A 14,855-nucleotide genomic window follows, 5' to 3' on the forward strand; every position below is an offset into this window, starting at 1 on the left:
CCGGCCCGCTCACCGGACGCTCTTCAGGAGGAGGGCGTCCGGTGGAGCAACCACCACACACCGGCGCCCGCGCCCAGCACCGCCATGCCCAGGGCCACCACCGGAAGCGGCAGGCTGGTGGCCAGCACCACACACCCCGCCAGACCGCCAACAGGGGCGATCAACGGCGGCCGGTCCTCGTGCGGGCCCAACCTCAGCGCCGAGGCGTTGGCGATGGCGTAGTAGACCAGCACACCGAAGGCCGAGAAGGCGATCGCCCCGGCCAGGTCGGCCACCATCACCAGGACGACCACGACCACCGCCACGGCGATCTCCGCGCGGTAGGGGACCCCGAGTCGGGTGTGGGACACCCCCAACGAGCGGGGCAGGTGACCGTCCGAGGCCATGGCCGCCACGGTGCGCGAGACCCCCAACAGCAACGACAGCAAGGCCCCGGTGCACGCCAGCACCGCGCCGGCCACCACGAACGGCGCCAGCATCGGGAACCCGGCCACCCGGACCGCGTCCACCATCGGCGCGGTCGAGGTGGTCAAACGCTCGCGCCCCAGCACGATCAGCAGCCCCGTGCCGATGGCCAGGTACAGTACCGACACCCCGCCCAGCGCCAAGGTGACGGCCCGCGGGATGGTGGTGCGCGGATCGCGCACCTCCCCGCCGAGCGTGGTGATGCGCGCATATCCCGCGAACGCGAAGAAGATCATCCCGGCCGAGCCCAGAACGCCGAAGGATCCGGGCCAAGGGCCCATGCCGTCGACCTCGGCGACCGCGGCGAAGCGTCCGCTGAGCACCATCGCCACGAACACCGCGACGAGCACCGCCAGCACCAGGACCACCAGGGTCTTGACCACCACCGTCGAACGCCGCACCCCTTGGAGGTTCAGCGCGGCCAACGCCACCACCACGGCCACCGCCAGGGGTTTCTCCCACCCGGGCAGCACGTAGGCGCCCAACGTCAACGCCATCGCCGCGCAGGAGGCGACCTTGCCGACCACGAAGGACCAACCGGCCAGGTACCCCCACATTTCACCGAGGCGTTCGCGCCCGTACACATAGGTGCCGCCGTTCTCGGGGTGGCGGGCGGCCAACCGGGCCGAGGAGATGGCGTTGCAGTAGGCGACCGCCCCGGCGATGACGATGGCGACCGGAAGCCAGGCGCCGGCGCCCAGTGCCGCCGGTGCGAAGACCGCGAAAACCCCGGCACCGAGCATCGCCGCGACGCCGATGGCGGCCGCGTCGATGGTGCTCAATACCCGGGCCGGTCCGGCCTGCGGTCCGGAAGAGGTGGCCAACGAGCTCTCCTTGGTCGACTGATCCGACTTTCCGAGTGTGCACGATGTGACCGACCCTTGGGCCCAGGCACGCTCCGGACCTTCGACCGTTCCGGATCGGGGAGGGGCACGCTCCGGAACCGGGGCGGACACAGGATGAGGCCCCCGGCACACGCCGAGGGCCTGCTCACACCGTCCCCCGCCGGTCGGCCGCTACCGGCGCCGACCGATGGGGCCTGCTCACGTGGGTCGCCAGGGCGAACCGGTGTTGTCGTTGATGTCCTCGGCGGCCACCTGTCGCAGCTGTCGGGACAGGTCCGACAGGGCGCGCGAGACCGCCAACTCCTCGCCGATCTCGGGCATGTCCAGGTCCCAAGGGTGCTTGCGGGCCATGCCGTGGCCGCGCAACGCGGTACCGTCCTCGGCCTCCAACCCCACCTCGGCCCAGGTACGAGCCATCTCCCCCTCGCTCTCCTCGGCCACGACCACGTCGACGTTCCACCGCTTCGTCGTCTGCATGGCGATCTCCCCTCGCGTGCGGTGAGTGTTCGATGTTCGCGTCGGGCCCTGAGCCGACCAGGGCCCGGCGGGGTCCCCCACGAACCTCGCCTACTCCCATCATCGCGCCCGGATCCGCGACCCCGTCGGGGGTTGACCCTTTCGTTCCCGCCCGTTGGCGAGGTTTTTGGCCACCGGACCATCACCCTTCCCCTGATAACGTCACGGCGTGGCCCAGCACTACTTCGACTCCGATCCCGACGCCGCCAGCCGGCCCTCCACGGCCGACCTGGTCCTGCCCGACGTGCACCTGCGTCTGCACACCGACCGCGGCGTCTTCTCCCCCGACAAGGTCGACCTGGGTACCCGGGTCCTGTTGGAGAGCGTTCCCGCACCACCTCCCGAGGGCGACCTGCTCGACGTGGGCTGCGGCTACGGTCCCATCGCCCTGACCCTGGCCCACCGGGCGCCCAACGCCCGAGTCCTGGGCGTGGACGTCAACTCCCGCGCGGTGTCCCTGGCCCGCCGCAACGCCGCCGAACACGGGATGGACCACACGCGCTTCGCCGTGGTCACCCCCGAGGGCGGCCTGGCCCTGGAACAGGGGAAGGGCACCGACACCCCGCCCGGGGCCGGCGACCTTCAGGGCCCCTTCGACGTCATCTGGTCCAACCCGCCCATCCGTGTGGGCAAGGACGTCCTGCACGGTCTGCTGCTCACCTGGCTATCCCGCCTGGCCCCCGGCGGGGTCGCCCACCTGGTCGTCCAGCGCCACCTGGGGTCGGACTCCCTGCAGAAGTGGTTGGAGTCCCAGGGCCACCCCACCGAGCGGCTCACCTCCCGCGCCGGCTTCCGGGTCCTGACCGTGCACCCCGCACCCACCATCTGAACCCGGGAAAATCCCCTTTTCGGACGCCATGCCCGATCCCCCACGTGCAGGTCGGCGCACGGAACGGTACGCTTGGGCGACCGGCGCCGGACCACCCGGCCCCCATCGACGAGGAACACACCGCAGTTGAGCACGCAGTTGCGTCCCACGGACGTCAAACGCCTGAACCGTCAGTGGCGCAGGCGCACCGAAGGACGCCTGTCCCTGATGGTCGAGTCGGTCACCCAACCCTTCAACCTGGGTTCGATCCTGCGCACCTGCGCCACCCTGGGCGTGGACCGGCTCTGGCTCACCGGCAACAGCGCCGACCCCGATGACCCCAAGGTCGGCAAGACCGCCCTGGGCACCGGGGCCAAGGTCCCCCACGAGCGCCTGGCCACCACCGCGGAGGCCCTGGCGGCCGCCCGCGCCGACGGCTACAAGGTCGTGGCCCTGGAACTGGCCAAGGGCGCCGTCCCCCTGCACGCCGCGCCCCTTGAGCCCGACGTGTGTCTGGCCGTGGGCGCCGAGGACCACGGGTGCTCCCCCGCGCTGCTCAACGGCGCAGACGCCATCACCTACATTCCCCAGATCGGTCGGGTCGGCTCGCTCAACGTGGCCGTGGCCACCGCGATCGCCCTGACCGAGGCCCGTCGCAGGGAGTGGGCCGGCTTCGGCGACGAGGCCGACGCCCCCATCGGTTCCTGAATCGAAGAATCGTCACCGGGGGCGGGAATCTTTCACCGCCCCCGAACGTATCCTCTTCGACCCCATGTTCCACAACAATCACATCATCCGAGGCGCTACGGCGCAGAGAGAGGAACAGTGGATTCGTCCCGAAGTACCAGCAGCATCCCCCGTGGATGCTGTGACTCTGACACAGACGAGCCCCCTTCTTGGCGGGGCGCACACCTTCGAAAGAACTCGGCCCTTAGACGGACCCAGGCGGTGTGTGCCCGATGAGCACCGTCCTCAGTATCGCCTTCGGCGCGCTGGTGGTCTTCTTGATCACCGTGGCGACCGGATACTTCGTCGCCCAGGAATTCGGCTACATGGCCGTGGATCGCTCACGCCTGAAGGCGCGGGCCTCGGCCGGTGACAATGGGGCCAAACGGGCCCTGGCGATCACCAATCGCACCTCGTTCATGCTCTCCGGCGCCCAGTTGGGCATCACGGTGACCACTCTGTTGGTCGGTTACGTGGCCGAACCGATGATCGGTACCGGGGTCGGAGAACTGCTCGGTGAAGCCGGCGTGCCGAACGGCACCGGTCTGGCCATCGGCACCGCCCTGGCCCTGATCTTCTCCACCGTCGTGCAGATGGTCTTCGGTGAACTGTTCGCCAAGAACCTGGCCATCGCCCGTCCCGAGCCCGTGGCCCGCTGGTTGGCGCTGTCCACCGGTATCTACCTCAAGGTCTTCGGGCCCGTCATCTGGTTGTTCGACCAGGCCTCCAACCTGCTGCTCAAGGCGGTCGGTATCACGCCGGTCGAGGACGTCCAGCACGCGGCCACCCCGCGCGACCTGGAACGCATCATCGCCGAGTCCAGGGAGAGCGGGGACCTGCCCGCCGAGGTGTCCACCCTGTTGGACCGCACCCTGGACTTCCACGACCAGACCGCCGAGCACGCGATGATCCCCCGCCCGGAGGTCACCACGGTGGAGGAGAACGACCCGGTCAGCCTGGTCGTGGAGCACATGTCCTCCGGACACTCGCGCTTCCCCGTCCTGGGACAGGGAGTGGACGACATCGTCGGTGTCATCTGCCTGCGCGACGTGCTCGCCCTGGGCGACCGTGACCTGGCGGGCGTGCGCGTCAGCGAGATCGCCAGGCCCACAGTGATGGTCCCGGCGTCCCTGCCCCTGCCCGGGGTGCTCGGCCAACTGCGCGAGGTCGACGAGGAGTTCGCCTGCGTGGTCGACGAGTACGGCGGTCTGGCCGGCGTCATCACCACGGAGGACCTGGCCGAGGAGCTCGTCGGCGAGATCGCCGACGAACACACCCCCGAGGAGGAGTCGCCCGCCCGGTTGGGCGGGGACAACGGCTACCTGGTCCCCGGTGGGCTGCACATCGACGAGGTCGAGCGGCTCATCGGCCACGACCTGCCCGATGGCGACTACGAGACCCTGGGTGGTCTGGTCATCCACGAGCTGCACCGGCTGCCCAAGGCCGGCGACCGTGTCGACCTGCCGCTGCCCCGACCCTCCAGTGCCCATGACGACGATCCCGACATGGCGTTGGCCATGATCGTCCACGCCGTCCAACGGCACGTGCCCCACAGCATCGAGGTCAGGTTGCGTGAGGTCCAGGGCGAGGACGCACAGGAGGTGCGGGCATGAGTGAGATGAACGTGTGGTTGGCGATGGCGCTGACCGTGGTCTTCATCGCGTTGAGCGCGTTCTTCGTGGCGATCGAGTTCGCCCTGGTGGCGGCTCGCCGCTACCGGTTGGAGGAGGCCGCGCACACCAGCGCCTCGGCCCGGGCCGCTCTCAAGAGCGCCCGCGACCTGTCGCTGCTGTTGGCCGGCTCACAGCTGGGCATCACCCTGGCCACCCTGGCCCTGGGTGCCATCTCCAAGCCTGCCTTCCACCACCTGCTGGAGCCGCTCTTCGGTTCCCTGCCAGGATCGGTGGGGTACGTGCTCTCCTTCGTCTTCTCCCTGATCATCGTGACGTTCCTGCACCTGATCGTGGGTGAGATGGCGCCCAAGTCCTGGGCGATCTCCCACCCGGAGAAGTCCGCCACCATGTTGGCCATCCCCATGCGGGCGTTCATGTGGCTGACCCGCCCGATCATCGTCATGCTCAACTCCATGGCCAACGCCGTGCTGCGCCGTTTCGGTGTGGAGGCCGTGGACGAGATGGCCAGCGGGCACAACCCCGAGGACGTGCGCGAGCTGGTCGAGCACTCGGCCAAGGCCGGTGCCCTGGACTCCGAGCGCCGTGACCAGCTGGCCACCGCCTTGGAGGTCAACTCCCAGCCCATCAGCGAGCACATCACCCCGCGCGAGGACATGGCCTGGGTGGGACCCGACGCCGGTGTGGAGGAGATCAAGCGCGTCTCCCGACAGACCACGCACCTGCGTCTGGTCGTGATGGAGGACGAGCAGCCCGTAGGGGTCGTGCACGTACGCGAGGCCCTGACCGGCGCGGCCGACACCACCGCCGAGGACCTGATGCGTCCGGTCCTGACCCTGGATCCGACCACACCCATGTACGCGGCCATGGGCATCATGCGGGAGAGCCGCAACCACCTGGCCCTGGTCGAGAACGAGGACGGCCTGGTGGGGCTGGTGACCCTGCAGGACATCCTGGAGCGGTTGTTGCTGCTGGACACCGCCGCCTGACGTCGGCGCCGCGACGCGGCGCGGACGGGAACCACGGGGAGGGCTCTTGGGCCCTCCCCGTTTCATTGGTCCGTTGGGCGTGGGAACCCGGTCCCTCGGCTCCGGAAGGAAACGTCCTCCGCCTTCCAGGTGTGCTCGTGGCCGGCCGCTCGTTGAAGCAGACGCGCGTACTCGTGACCGACGCCCTGGACGGCGCCCCGTGGGTGGTGATGTCGACCCTGGTCACAGCGCTGGAGCGGATCATCGTGATGGGCCCAGAGAGCGGGCATCCGCGCCCGGTGATCATGGGGGGCGAGTAGGAACGGATGTTGACACCCATAGCGGGACCCATCACCCTGTCGGGATGGACGGTGACGCGGTGGCCTTCGTCAAGGCCGATGTGGAACGGGTGTGCGCGGAGTTCGCAGACCTGGCCCCGGCAGTGCGGCTACGCAAGCTCGCCGAGCTGCGAGCGGCCCTGGACGAGACCCTCGGCCAGGCGGCCGTGTCCGCGATGAGCGACGCCCGATCCGAGGGGTGGGGGCTGCGCCGGATCGCGGCGTTCTCGTCCGTCTCCCACGAGCAGGTACGGCGCACCCTCGCCGCAGCAGACGAGGGCACCGCGGGATGAGGGGCCCTACTGGCCGGAGCGAGGCGCGCGTAGGGGACGCGGCTGCCCGGCACCGATCTCAGGGGCGAGCTTGAAGCTGTAGCGGCCCAGCATGTTCAGGTGCTCGCTGCCCAAAGGGCTCAGGCGAGCGATGTCGGCGGCGTGCACCCGGGTGCCCTCGGCTCGGATCTGCTCGATGGCGCGGGCGGTGTAGACGGTGTTCCACAAGATGACGACGTTGACCACGAAGCCGAGCGCACCGAGCTGGTCCTCCATGCCCTCTCGGTAGCGCTGGCGCAGCTCACCCTTTTTGCCGTGGAAGATCTTGCGGGCCGGGGTGTGGCGGGATTCTTGACGGTTGAGCTGGGTGTTGACCCGGCTTCAGAGGAGTTCATCGTCGAAGTAAGAGGCCAGGTAGATCGATCGGTCCAGGCGTCCCAGCTCCATCAGGGCCCGGCCGATCGGGGTGGGGGTGCCGCCTCCGGCCAGGTAGCGGAACAGTTCGCTGGTCTTGACCGGGACGACGAAGCGCAGCCCGTCGGCGGAGGCCGGCTCGCCGCCGCCCCAGACGGCCACGATGTCCAGACGTGAGTGGTAGTCGACCAGGTCGGCGTTGGCCGGGGTGAGGGTGGCCTCGCGGATGTAGTTCTGCTCGGTCCAAAACAGCCGGTCCAGGGACAGGGCCTCGCTGGCCTCGGAGACCATCGGGCGCATGCCGACGTTCATGGCCTGGGCTCACAGCACGGCGGCGATGGAGGTGATCATGTCCTCCTTGCGAGAGGGTGTCTGGCCGCCCACGTGGGTGAACCGGTCAAGGCACCCGGTCCAGGAGTGGACCTCCAACAGCACCTCGGGGAAGTCCACAACGGGAACGCGGGCGGCCACATCGGCGCGCAGCGCGGACAGTGAGGCGGGCTCGTCCAAGGCGTCCAGGCCGGACAACACGAGGTGGTCACGACCCTCGCGATCTTCGATGCGCACCGAGGGGTTGGCCGCAAGGCCGTCGGCGAGTTGGGCGACGGCTTGGGCGCGGGCGGCCTTGGCGAAGCGTGCCAGGGCCACAATCCGTCCCGGTGGAACCGAGGACAGGTTCCAGGCGGAGGCGCCCAGGGAGCGGATGGCGGCGTAGCGGTCCAGGGCTTTGACGACGCCCTTGCCGCTGATGTCGGTGGGGCTCTTGCGGTAGCGGTCCAGTTGGGAGACGCGCCCTCCTTCGGCCACGTTGACCAGGGCCTGAAGGGTTGTGCGCTGCTCGGGTGTGGGGGCCGAGGACAGGAGTTTGAACTGGCGCAGGGCCACGCGCTCGCGCACACCGGCGATGAGCCGTTCCAGGGTGGTCACGCCGGGAAGCAGGATCTTGGCCTCGACCAGGCGGTTGGTGGCCAGGTCGAACAGCACGCTGGGGCGCTCGTTGCCCGACCAGGAGCGCCGGTAGGCCCAGATGCCCAGCAACAGCCACTGGTGGGGGCCGAAGAGGGTGTAGCCGTAGCGTTCGCGGATCAGCTTCTGGTGGTCCCAGCGGCCTTTCTTCTCCCCGTACCCCTTGAGGTCGTCGGCGGTCAGGCCGAGTTGTTCGGCGATGAAGTCGACGACGGCGGTGGGCACCTCGGTGGGGTCATCCAGGAACGTGCCCAAAAAGCGCACGGTGGTCAGTTGCAGGGCCAGGCCGAGCTGGTTGCGCGGCCCGTAGGCGCTCATCGCCAGGCGGCGCGCGTCGGCGTCCAGGTGGAAGAAGGCGCCCAGTTGTGACTCGTCGGGGACGGTGTTGAAGCGGCTGTAGCGCTCGCGCTGGGCGGCGGTGAGGAAGTTGACCGGCATGAGGGGATGCCTTCCATGGAGCCCGCCCACCGCCCTGGGGCGGTGGGCGGGCTCGGCACGGGGATTGTCCCAGGGGCAAGCCGATCAGGAGGCCGATTCGGCACAAAAGCTCGGATATGGGGGCGGTTATCCGCTCACCCTGCGCTGTCGCAGCCCTCTATAGGGCTGCTTCAACACGCTGCCGTTCGAGTGCGGCCAGAGCGACGGTAGCTCGACTGTGGCCTTCCAACCCGTCCATGACAGCACCGACCACGAGGTGCTGGTGGCGATGGCTTCGGTCAGGCCTTGAACACGTAGCTCAGCTCCGCCTCTGTTCGGAGGCGGAGCTGAGCACCTTGCCCGCTAGGTGATCGTTAGCGACGAGATTTCGCGGCTCGCCGTAGCTCCAGGAATCGCGGGCCTACCTGCGGAAACGATATTCTGTTACCGCTTTCTCCCATATCCGGTCCGCACCCCCAACATGTCCCGCTCCCAGAGGAGAGCGGGGCGTTTTCACCTTCATGTCACAGACGTCTTACCGTGCGTCTACACGATCGGGCCGGACACGTCTCAAGACGAACATGCACCCGACAACGATCAGCCCCAAAGCCGCGAAGCCCAACCAATGGAGGGTGCCTCCGGAGTCAGCGAGGCTGGGGACGAGCAGAACCAATCCCGCCCCGGCCAACGCCATGGGGATGAGAAAGGCGAGGAAGAGCCGGTAAGACCCCTTCCCTTTAGACATGGTGATCACCTCAGAAACAGCTCGCGATCGCTGTGATCGAAGCACCGCCGACGACCGCGAACCCGCCGACGCACGCCGCGCAGACCGGGGCGGTGACAGGAGTCATGGGAACGGAGCAGGAACCGACGCAGGCATAGGCGATGGCGGCGCCCACCGCGCCGCTGACACCGAGCACCGCGGCGACGCACGCGCCCGTGTTGGCGCTCTCGGCGACCGCTTCGTTCGCGGCCGCTGTCTCGTCACGGAGCTGCTCGTCACCCACGAACGGGATACCGGTGTCCTCGCTCTGCGTGAGCGCACCGTCCACGTAGCTGCTGATGTGGAAATTGCCGGAGTCGGCCTGGCTGTACAGGGTCTCGGCGTACTGGATGACGGCGCCCTCAGCATCGAAGAGAACCGTCAGGTTACTCAATGGCTCGCTGTAGCCGCCCGAGATCGGGACACTCACCGACGTGTGCTGCGGCTGGTCCGAGTCGGTCTCGATCTGGTAGGCCTTGGCTCCGTCGCGCACCAGGGCCTCGGCCGACGCGTGCACCGTCACTTCGCCGTCGCCGACGAGCGCGGACACATCGGCCGTGAGCCGTTCGGCCGGTGCGCCCTCGATCAGGGCCATGTCGTACGCGTCATCTTGGTTGGCGCCCGCGGCCACGGCGCCGTTGTCAGAACATTCGGTGGCCGACTGGGCCGACGACACCTCAACCGAACCCGCTCTTGGCGGCGTCGGCGATGCCACAGCCGTTCCGGCCGGGATCATCAGAAACGCTGCGGTGACCACACCGATCACGTTGATCGTACGAATGGGGGTCCTCTCGATGAGGGATGGATGGGGTCAGACCCTCCCCTTGCCGTAGCGGCGGCGAGACAATCGCACGGGGCCACCTTCGGTCACACTAAGCAGTGAAATCACTGCTCACGGCAATAGTAGGAGAAGTAGGCCTATACCAAGGCCTCAATACCCCTTGCATCCCAGCCGCCACTGTGGCAGAAAACCCGGCGGTCTACCACAGCCCAAACGCCTCCGGCGAGGGCCTCAGGAATCCAGGTTGGGGAGGGGAGGCCAGTCGGGTGCACCTCTGCTGTGGCCGGGGCAGGGACCCTCAGCTCTCACCCCGTCACCCACCAGCGGTCGAAGACCAGCACACCGAGCCCGAGGCCGCCAGCCCTCCGCGCCACCGGGAGCTGCGGCTTCCGCTCTACGTCGCTCCACCCGGTCACCCGGCAGCGTTCCCGGGCCGAGCCTCGCTCCGCGAGGTGGCACCCCGGACACGGCGTGCTCGCGCGGAGCGCGCCGACGGATGACGGGATGGACCTCGAGGAACGGGGGCGTGCGTGGACCGGTCATCGGTCCACCGTGAGCGCCTCCAGCGCGGCGGCCTTATCGGCTTCGGTGGGCAGGGCGTAGCGGCGGGTGGTGTTGATGTCGGCGTGTCCCATCAGTTCGGCGACCGTGACCAGGTCGACCGGCTCGCGTGCCGGCTCGCCACGGCCGCGCACCAGGTCGGTGCCGAAGGTGCGGCGCAGCACGTGCGGACCGAACACCTCGCCGTCATCTGACGGTCCGACCCCCGCCGCCGCGCCCAGCGCGGTGACCGCCGCGGCGGCTGCCCGCGTCGACAGCCGGCCCCCGTCGTAGTTGCGCACCAGCGGTCCCGCGCCGGGGCGGCCGAGATCGTCCAGGAGGAGTTCGAGGGAGGAGCGGATCTCGGCGTGCAACGGCACCGTGCGGTCTTTTCCGCCCAGGCGTCCCTTGCCACGTACTCGCACCGTGCCCTTGCGGGCCGAGGCCCGGAGGTCGGCCACGTCCAAGGCGACGATCCCGGCGATGCGCAGCCCGGCGTAGTAGGCCGGGTGGCAGATCACCCGGTCACGCACCGAGGCGTCCCGGGCCACGGTGCGCAGGAACCGCAGCAGCGTGCGCTGGTCCAACGCCCGGGGCGCGGAGGGGCGGCTCAGGTGTTCGCGCACCACTGCGGGGCGCCCCGAGCCGCGCAGGGCGAAGAAGGCGTCCAGCGCGGCGAGCCGGTTGTTGATCGTGGCCGCCGACAGGCGAGCGCCCCCGCGGGTGCGGGTGTTCTTCAAGGTGCGCCGCCAGTCGCGCACCGCCCAATCCCGCGCGTTCGTATCGGTGAGCGGGTCGCCGTCCAGCGCGCCGGCCTCGCGCGCGTCGGCGAGCCAGGCCAGGAAGTGGCCGACGTTGCGCAGGTACTTGTCGCGGGTGGCCGCGCCCAGGTCGGTCGCCGAGGCCAGCCTCGCGGCGAAGGTCGCACGTTCTGCGTCCAGGTCGCCGGGCAACGCCACGGTTCGGCGCGGTCGCCCGGTGCGTGTGTTTCCAGAAGTAGAGCCTCCCGCAGCGAGGCCGTGCAAGTCACCTGCGAACTACGTGTCCTGCTGGCGAAGGGGCGGAAATGTGAACCAAGGGTGTCAACAGATGTGACAGTTACCGGAACTCACCGTTCCGTTCCTACTCGGACCCCATCATCGACCACGGTGAACCCGTGGGCGCGGCGGCCCGCACCACACCGTGAGCGGGGGCGGGCGTCTTCGGACGTCCGCCCCCGCTCGTTTCGTGCTCACCCGGCCGTCGTCATCGTGCGTTCGTCGACCGAAAAAAATCTTCCTGCATTTTAAACTCCGGTCGCGTTAACCCCCTACTCAAAGGGCGCAAGGGCTCGCAGAGTATGAAGAGGTCTTCGGGAGGGAAGAACCGAAGGGACCCTGGTCCCGATCCCTGACATGCTGGAATTACCAGGGCGTGTTCACTCAAGACCCACCCCTGTACACGCTTCACTGCGATTGCTAGGTTCACGTTATGACCCAACCGCGGGAACTCCGCGTCATCGAGCAGAAAAAGCTCCTGGTCAGTGTCCGCAAAGCCGCCCAAATACTCGATGTATCAGAGCGCGTGGTATATGACCTCTGCTACAGCGAAGAACTGGAGTCGGTGAAGATCGGACCCAAGAAATGGATTCGTAGAATCACGTGCGAATCACTCAACAAGTACGTCGACAACGCCGTACGCGAATCCCGAATCGACCACGAGCACGGATCACAGACACCGTTGAAAGGTGGTGCCCCGTGAATACACTACCCACAGCCGAAAGAATTCCGGCCCTTCCCAGGCGCGAACCGACCCGACCGATCGAGCCCTCGGTCTCCGGACCCCGCAGACTGACCGCGTGCGCTCGCGACGTGGCCGCCCTGATCGAGGCGGACCCCGGGCTGTGGCCGGCCCTGACCACGTGTGTCACCGACACCAACGGGCTGACCACCGTCCACTACGCCGCCGTGCACGGCGGTGGTCTGGCCTCCTCACTGTTCGGCCCCGACGGGGTCGTCTCCCGCTGGCGCGCCCGCCTGCACGCGCCCACCGAGGCCAGGCGCGAACGCTCCCAGGGCCGCGAACGTGTGGTGACCCTGCGCGGCCACCACTCCGGATACGCCGTCACGGTGCTCTTCACCGTCCTTTCCGGCACCCGCGCCCCCGACGGGGACACCCCCGAACAGGAGTCCGAGAGGTGACCACTCCCCCATCCTCGTCCCGTCTGCTGTACGTGGACGTCAACACCACTCCTTGGCCGCTCAACCACCACGCCTACGTGCACGCGTGCGCCGAACGGTTGCGCAAGGGGGTCGACCACGCCCCGCGGGTCCACTTCCCCGAGAGCCACCTGCAACGGAGCGACACCCGCGGAGCGCTGGTGCGTCTGGACGGACCCGACCACGACGACGTCCTGCTGACCTGGGACGAACAGCGCGGCTGGGCCCGGCTGGAACAGTCCGTCCGTCGTCCCTTGGTCCTTGGCGCCGAGCCCCTACTGGAACCGGAGGCCTTCGCCCACGCCGTCACCGCCCTGCTGAGGCCGGGGACCCGACAGCTGGTGATGGTCCTGGATCGTTCCCGCCTGTTCGCCCATCCGGTGGACGTGGTCTTCGAACGCCGACTGGCGGCCTACCGGGATCTGTAACCCTCCCGGGAGAGTCCTCCTTCGAAACGGGAGGGAAGGAGGACCCCACACCCGTCAGCGGACCCTGTGGGCCAGCACCACAGCGTCGGTCATGGTCACCTCGGTGCCGTCACCACGGCGGCGTGTGCGCGACCGCGGCTCCGCCGCCAGCACCCGCCACCGGTCGGTTCCCAGTACCGCCGTCACCTCCTCAGGCGCCACGTGGGCGCGCCCGTGGCCGGCGTGCGGGGCGTGCCCGTGGGCGTCGGAGGGGTCGTGGCCCACGATGAGCAGCCGCCCCCGCGGCGCGACCCGGTCGGCCAGGTGTTCCACCAGCTTCACGAAGGGCCCCTCGGGGTGTGCGTAGTGGCTGGTGACCAGGTCGAACCCGCTCAGGTGCGGGTCGAGTGCGCCGGCGTCGGCCCGCACCCACCGGATGCGCGCGGCGGCCTCGGCGTCGACCCTGCCCACCGATGCCCGGGCCCGCTCCAGCGCGTTGGCGGAGATGTCCACCGCGGTGACCTCCCAGCCGTGCCGGGCCAGCCACAGACTGTCGGCGCCCAGCCCGGCGCCGACCTCCAATACCCGACCCGGATCCAGGTCGCCGGCGGCGGCCACCAGTTGCGGGTTGGGCTCACCCGGCCCGTGCTGCCCGTGCTCACCGTGCCCGTGGCCGTCCCGGTAGCGTTCTTCCCAGAACTCCCGGTCGAAGTCGTTCCCCATGTGCGTCCCCCCGTCGTCGTTGCTCACAGTCGGTGCCCCTGGCCCACACGCGCGGCCACCTCACGCTCGGCCTCGGCCGAGAAGGGGCGCCGCGCGGCCAGGGCCCGGTCGATCTCGGTGTTGACGAGGTCGGCGTTGATCTGCGCCGCGACAAGGGTGCCGGCCGCTCCGGAGGCCCCCACCTGGGCGGACACGTCGGTGGCGTTGCCCGCCACCCACACCCCGGCCACCTCGGCGCGGCCCATGGCATCCACCGTCAGGTGCTCGCCCACTCCCATGGGGTGGGTCACCGGTGCCAGACCCAGCGGGGCCAGGAAGTCGACCCTGGCCACCATCCGGCCGGCCACGACCAGTGCCCGGCGCTCCACCAGTCCTCCCCCGGCCAGACGTACCCCCGCCAGGGCATCGGCGACCGTCTCCACCCCGGCCACCCGGTCCTCGATCACCTTGATGCCGCGCACGGCCAGCCGCTCGGCCTGTTCGTCCTCCACCGTGGTCCCGTTCGCGAAGAAGAGCACGTCCGCGCTCCACTGGCTGAACATCAGCGCCTGGTGCACCGACATCGGCCCGGTGGCCAGCACTCCGATGGGTTCGTCACGTACCTCCCACCCGTGGCAGTAGGGGCAGTGCAGTACGTCGCGGCCCCAGCGCTCGGCCAGTCCGGGGATGTCGGGCAGTTCGTCGACCAGTCCGGTGGCCACCAGCACCCGGGCCGCTCCCACCGTGCGCCCGTCCTCCAGCGAGGCCACGAACGCGCCCGCCTCGCCCTCGACCGAGCGCACCCGCCCCCGCGTGACGTGGGCCCCGTAGGAGCGGGCCTCGGCCCGCCCCCTCTCCAACAGCTCACCCGGGGGCGTGCCCTCCAGGCCCAGCAGACCGTGCACCCCGGCCGCCGGGGCGTTGCGCGGCTCACCCGCGTCCACCACCAGCACCGATCGTCGGGCCCTGGCCAGGGTGAGCGCCCCGCTCAGCCCCGCCGCGCCGCCGCCGATCACCAACACCTCGTAGAAGTCCTCGACCTGATCGTCCACTGTGGACCACCTCCACGGACCACAGTGCGCCCCGCCCCCACCATCC

16 protein-coding genes and 1 pseudogene are annotated in these 14,855 nt (G+C 69.3%); 9 read left to right on the forward strand and 8 right to left on the reverse strand.

The window, feature by feature from the left end; genetic code table 11:
* Positions 1–23 precede the first annotated feature (23 nt).
* The gene (locus ACWGKS_RS08425) at positions 24–1,289 is read right to left on the reverse strand and encodes an APC family permease (RefSeq protein ID WP_358505985.1); all 1,266 of its coding nucleotides are present in this window, start codon (positions 1,287–1,289) and stop codon (positions 24–26) included.
* A gap of 219 nt (positions 1,290–1,508) precedes the next feature.
* Positions 1,509–1,787: a DUF1876 domain-containing protein gene (locus tag ACWGKS_RS08430; RefSeq protein WP_452456767.1), complete on the reverse strand. Its 279-nt coding sequence runs from the start codon at positions 1,785–1,787 to the stop codon at positions 1,509–1,511.
* Between the two features lie 208 nt (positions 1,788–1,995).
* Here ACWGKS_RS08430 and ACWGKS_RS08435 point away from each other — a divergent pair, with 208 nt between their 5' ends.
* The 6 genes from ACWGKS_RS08435 to ACWGKS_RS08460 all read left to right on the forward strand — a co-directional run bounded on the left by ACWGKS_RS08435 (position 1,996) and on the right by ACWGKS_RS08460 (position 6,590).
* On the forward strand, positions 1,996–2,655 hold the full coding sequence (locus tag ACWGKS_RS08435; RefSeq protein WP_452522178.1) for a class I SAM-dependent methyltransferase: 660 nt from the start codon (positions 1,996–1,998) through the stop codon (positions 2,653–2,655).
* Positions 2,656–2,781: 126 nt separating this feature from the next.
* The gene (locus ACWGKS_RS08440; RefSeq protein WP_452456766.1) at positions 2,782–3,342 is read left to right on the forward strand and encodes a TrmH family RNA methyltransferase; all 561 of its coding nucleotides are present in this window, start codon (positions 2,782–2,784) and stop codon (positions 3,340–3,342) included.
* Positions 3,343–3,593: 251 nt separating this feature from the next.
* Entirely contained in the window at positions 3,594–4,973 is a 1,380-nt protein-coding gene (locus tag ACWGKS_RS08445; RefSeq protein ID WP_358505994.1) for a hemolysin family protein, read from the forward strand.
* Positions 4,970–5,980, forward strand: a complete 1,011-nt coding sequence (locus tag ACWGKS_RS08450; protein ID WP_452522181.1) for a hemolysin family protein — start codon at positions 4,970–4,972, stop codon at positions 5,978–5,980. Before ACWGKS_RS08445 ends, ACWGKS_RS08450 begins: the two co-directional genes overlap by 4 nt.
* 137 nt (positions 5,981–6,117) lie before the next feature.
* The gene (locus ACWGKS_RS08455) at positions 6,118–6,279 is read left to right on the forward strand and encodes a hypothetical protein (protein WP_452522182.1); all 162 of its coding nucleotides are present in this window, start codon (positions 6,118–6,120) and stop codon (positions 6,277–6,279) included.
* Between the two features lie 44 nt (positions 6,280–6,323).
* Positions 6,324–6,590: a hypothetical protein gene (locus ACWGKS_RS08460; protein ID WP_358506003.1), complete on the forward strand. Its 267-nt coding sequence runs from the start codon at positions 6,324–6,326 to the stop codon at positions 6,588–6,590.
* 6 nt (positions 6,591–6,596) lie between these two features.
* On the opposite strand, the pseudogene ACWGKS_RS08465 reads toward ACWGKS_RS08460, so the two are convergent.
* The 4 genes and pseudogenes from ACWGKS_RS08465 to ACWGKS_RS08480 form a co-directional block, all read right to left on the reverse strand.
* A pseudogene (locus ACWGKS_RS08465) lies at positions 6,597–7,295 on the reverse strand (Tn3 family transposase).
* A 9-nt stretch (positions 7,296–7,304) separates the two neighbouring features.
* On the reverse strand, positions 7,305–8,387 hold the full coding sequence (locus ACWGKS_RS08470) for a DUF4158 domain-containing protein (protein ID WP_452522184.1): 1,083 nt from the start codon (positions 8,385–8,387) through the stop codon (positions 7,305–7,307).
* Positions 8,388–9,121: 734 nt separating this feature from the next.
* Positions 9,122–9,886 carry a hypothetical protein gene (locus ACWGKS_RS08475; protein ID WP_358506005.1) on the reverse strand — a complete coding sequence of 255 codons (765 nt, stop codon included), beginning with the start codon at positions 9,884–9,886 and terminating at the stop codon, positions 9,122–9,124.
* 563 nt (positions 9,887–10,449) lie between these two features.
* Positions 10,450–11,409 (reverse strand): tyrosine-type recombinase/integrase, encoded by a 960-nt coding sequence (locus tag ACWGKS_RS08480; protein WP_452522187.1) that lies wholly within the window; start codon positions 11,407–11,409, stop codon positions 10,450–10,452.
* 511 nt (positions 11,410–11,920) lie between these two features.
* Here ACWGKS_RS08480 and ACWGKS_RS08485 point away from each other — a divergent pair.
* Genes ACWGKS_RS08485 through ACWGKS_RS08495 form a run of 3 tightly spaced genes read left to right on the forward strand, consistent with a single transcriptional unit; the run spans position 11,921 to position 13,076 of the window.
* Positions 11,921–12,190, forward strand: coding sequence for a helix-turn-helix domain-containing protein (locus tag ACWGKS_RS08485; RefSeq protein ID WP_358506011.1), 270 nt, complete (start codon positions 11,921–11,923; stop codon positions 12,188–12,190).
* Positions 12,187–12,630, forward strand: a complete 444-nt coding sequence (locus ACWGKS_RS08490; protein WP_358506014.1) for a hypothetical protein — start codon at positions 12,187–12,189, stop codon at positions 12,628–12,630. Before ACWGKS_RS08485 ends, ACWGKS_RS08490 begins: the two co-directional genes overlap by 4 nt.
* Complete coding sequence (locus tag ACWGKS_RS08495) at positions 12,627–13,076, forward strand: DUF6292 family protein (protein WP_452522189.1); 450 nt, start codon at positions 12,627–12,629, stop codon at positions 13,074–13,076. The genes ACWGKS_RS08490 and ACWGKS_RS08495 overlap by 4 nt, the downstream gene beginning before the upstream one ends.
* Positions 13,077–13,130: 54 nt before the next feature.
* On the opposite strand, the gene ACWGKS_RS08500 is transcribed toward ACWGKS_RS08495, so the two are convergent.
* Positions 13,131–13,805: a class I SAM-dependent methyltransferase gene (locus ACWGKS_RS08500; protein WP_452456762.1), complete on the reverse strand. Its 675-nt coding sequence runs from the start codon at positions 13,803–13,805 to the stop codon at positions 13,131–13,133.
* Positions 13,802–14,809 (reverse strand): NAD(P)/FAD-dependent oxidoreductase, encoded by a 1,008-nt coding sequence (locus ACWGKS_RS08505; RefSeq protein WP_452522191.1) that lies wholly within the window; start codon positions 14,807–14,809, stop codon positions 13,802–13,804. The genes ACWGKS_RS08500 and ACWGKS_RS08505 overlap by 4 nt, the downstream gene beginning before the upstream one ends.
* Positions 14,810–14,855 lie beyond the last annotated feature (46 nt).

The sequence above is a fragment of the Nocardiopsis sp. NPDC055879 genome, assembly GCF_053615935.1.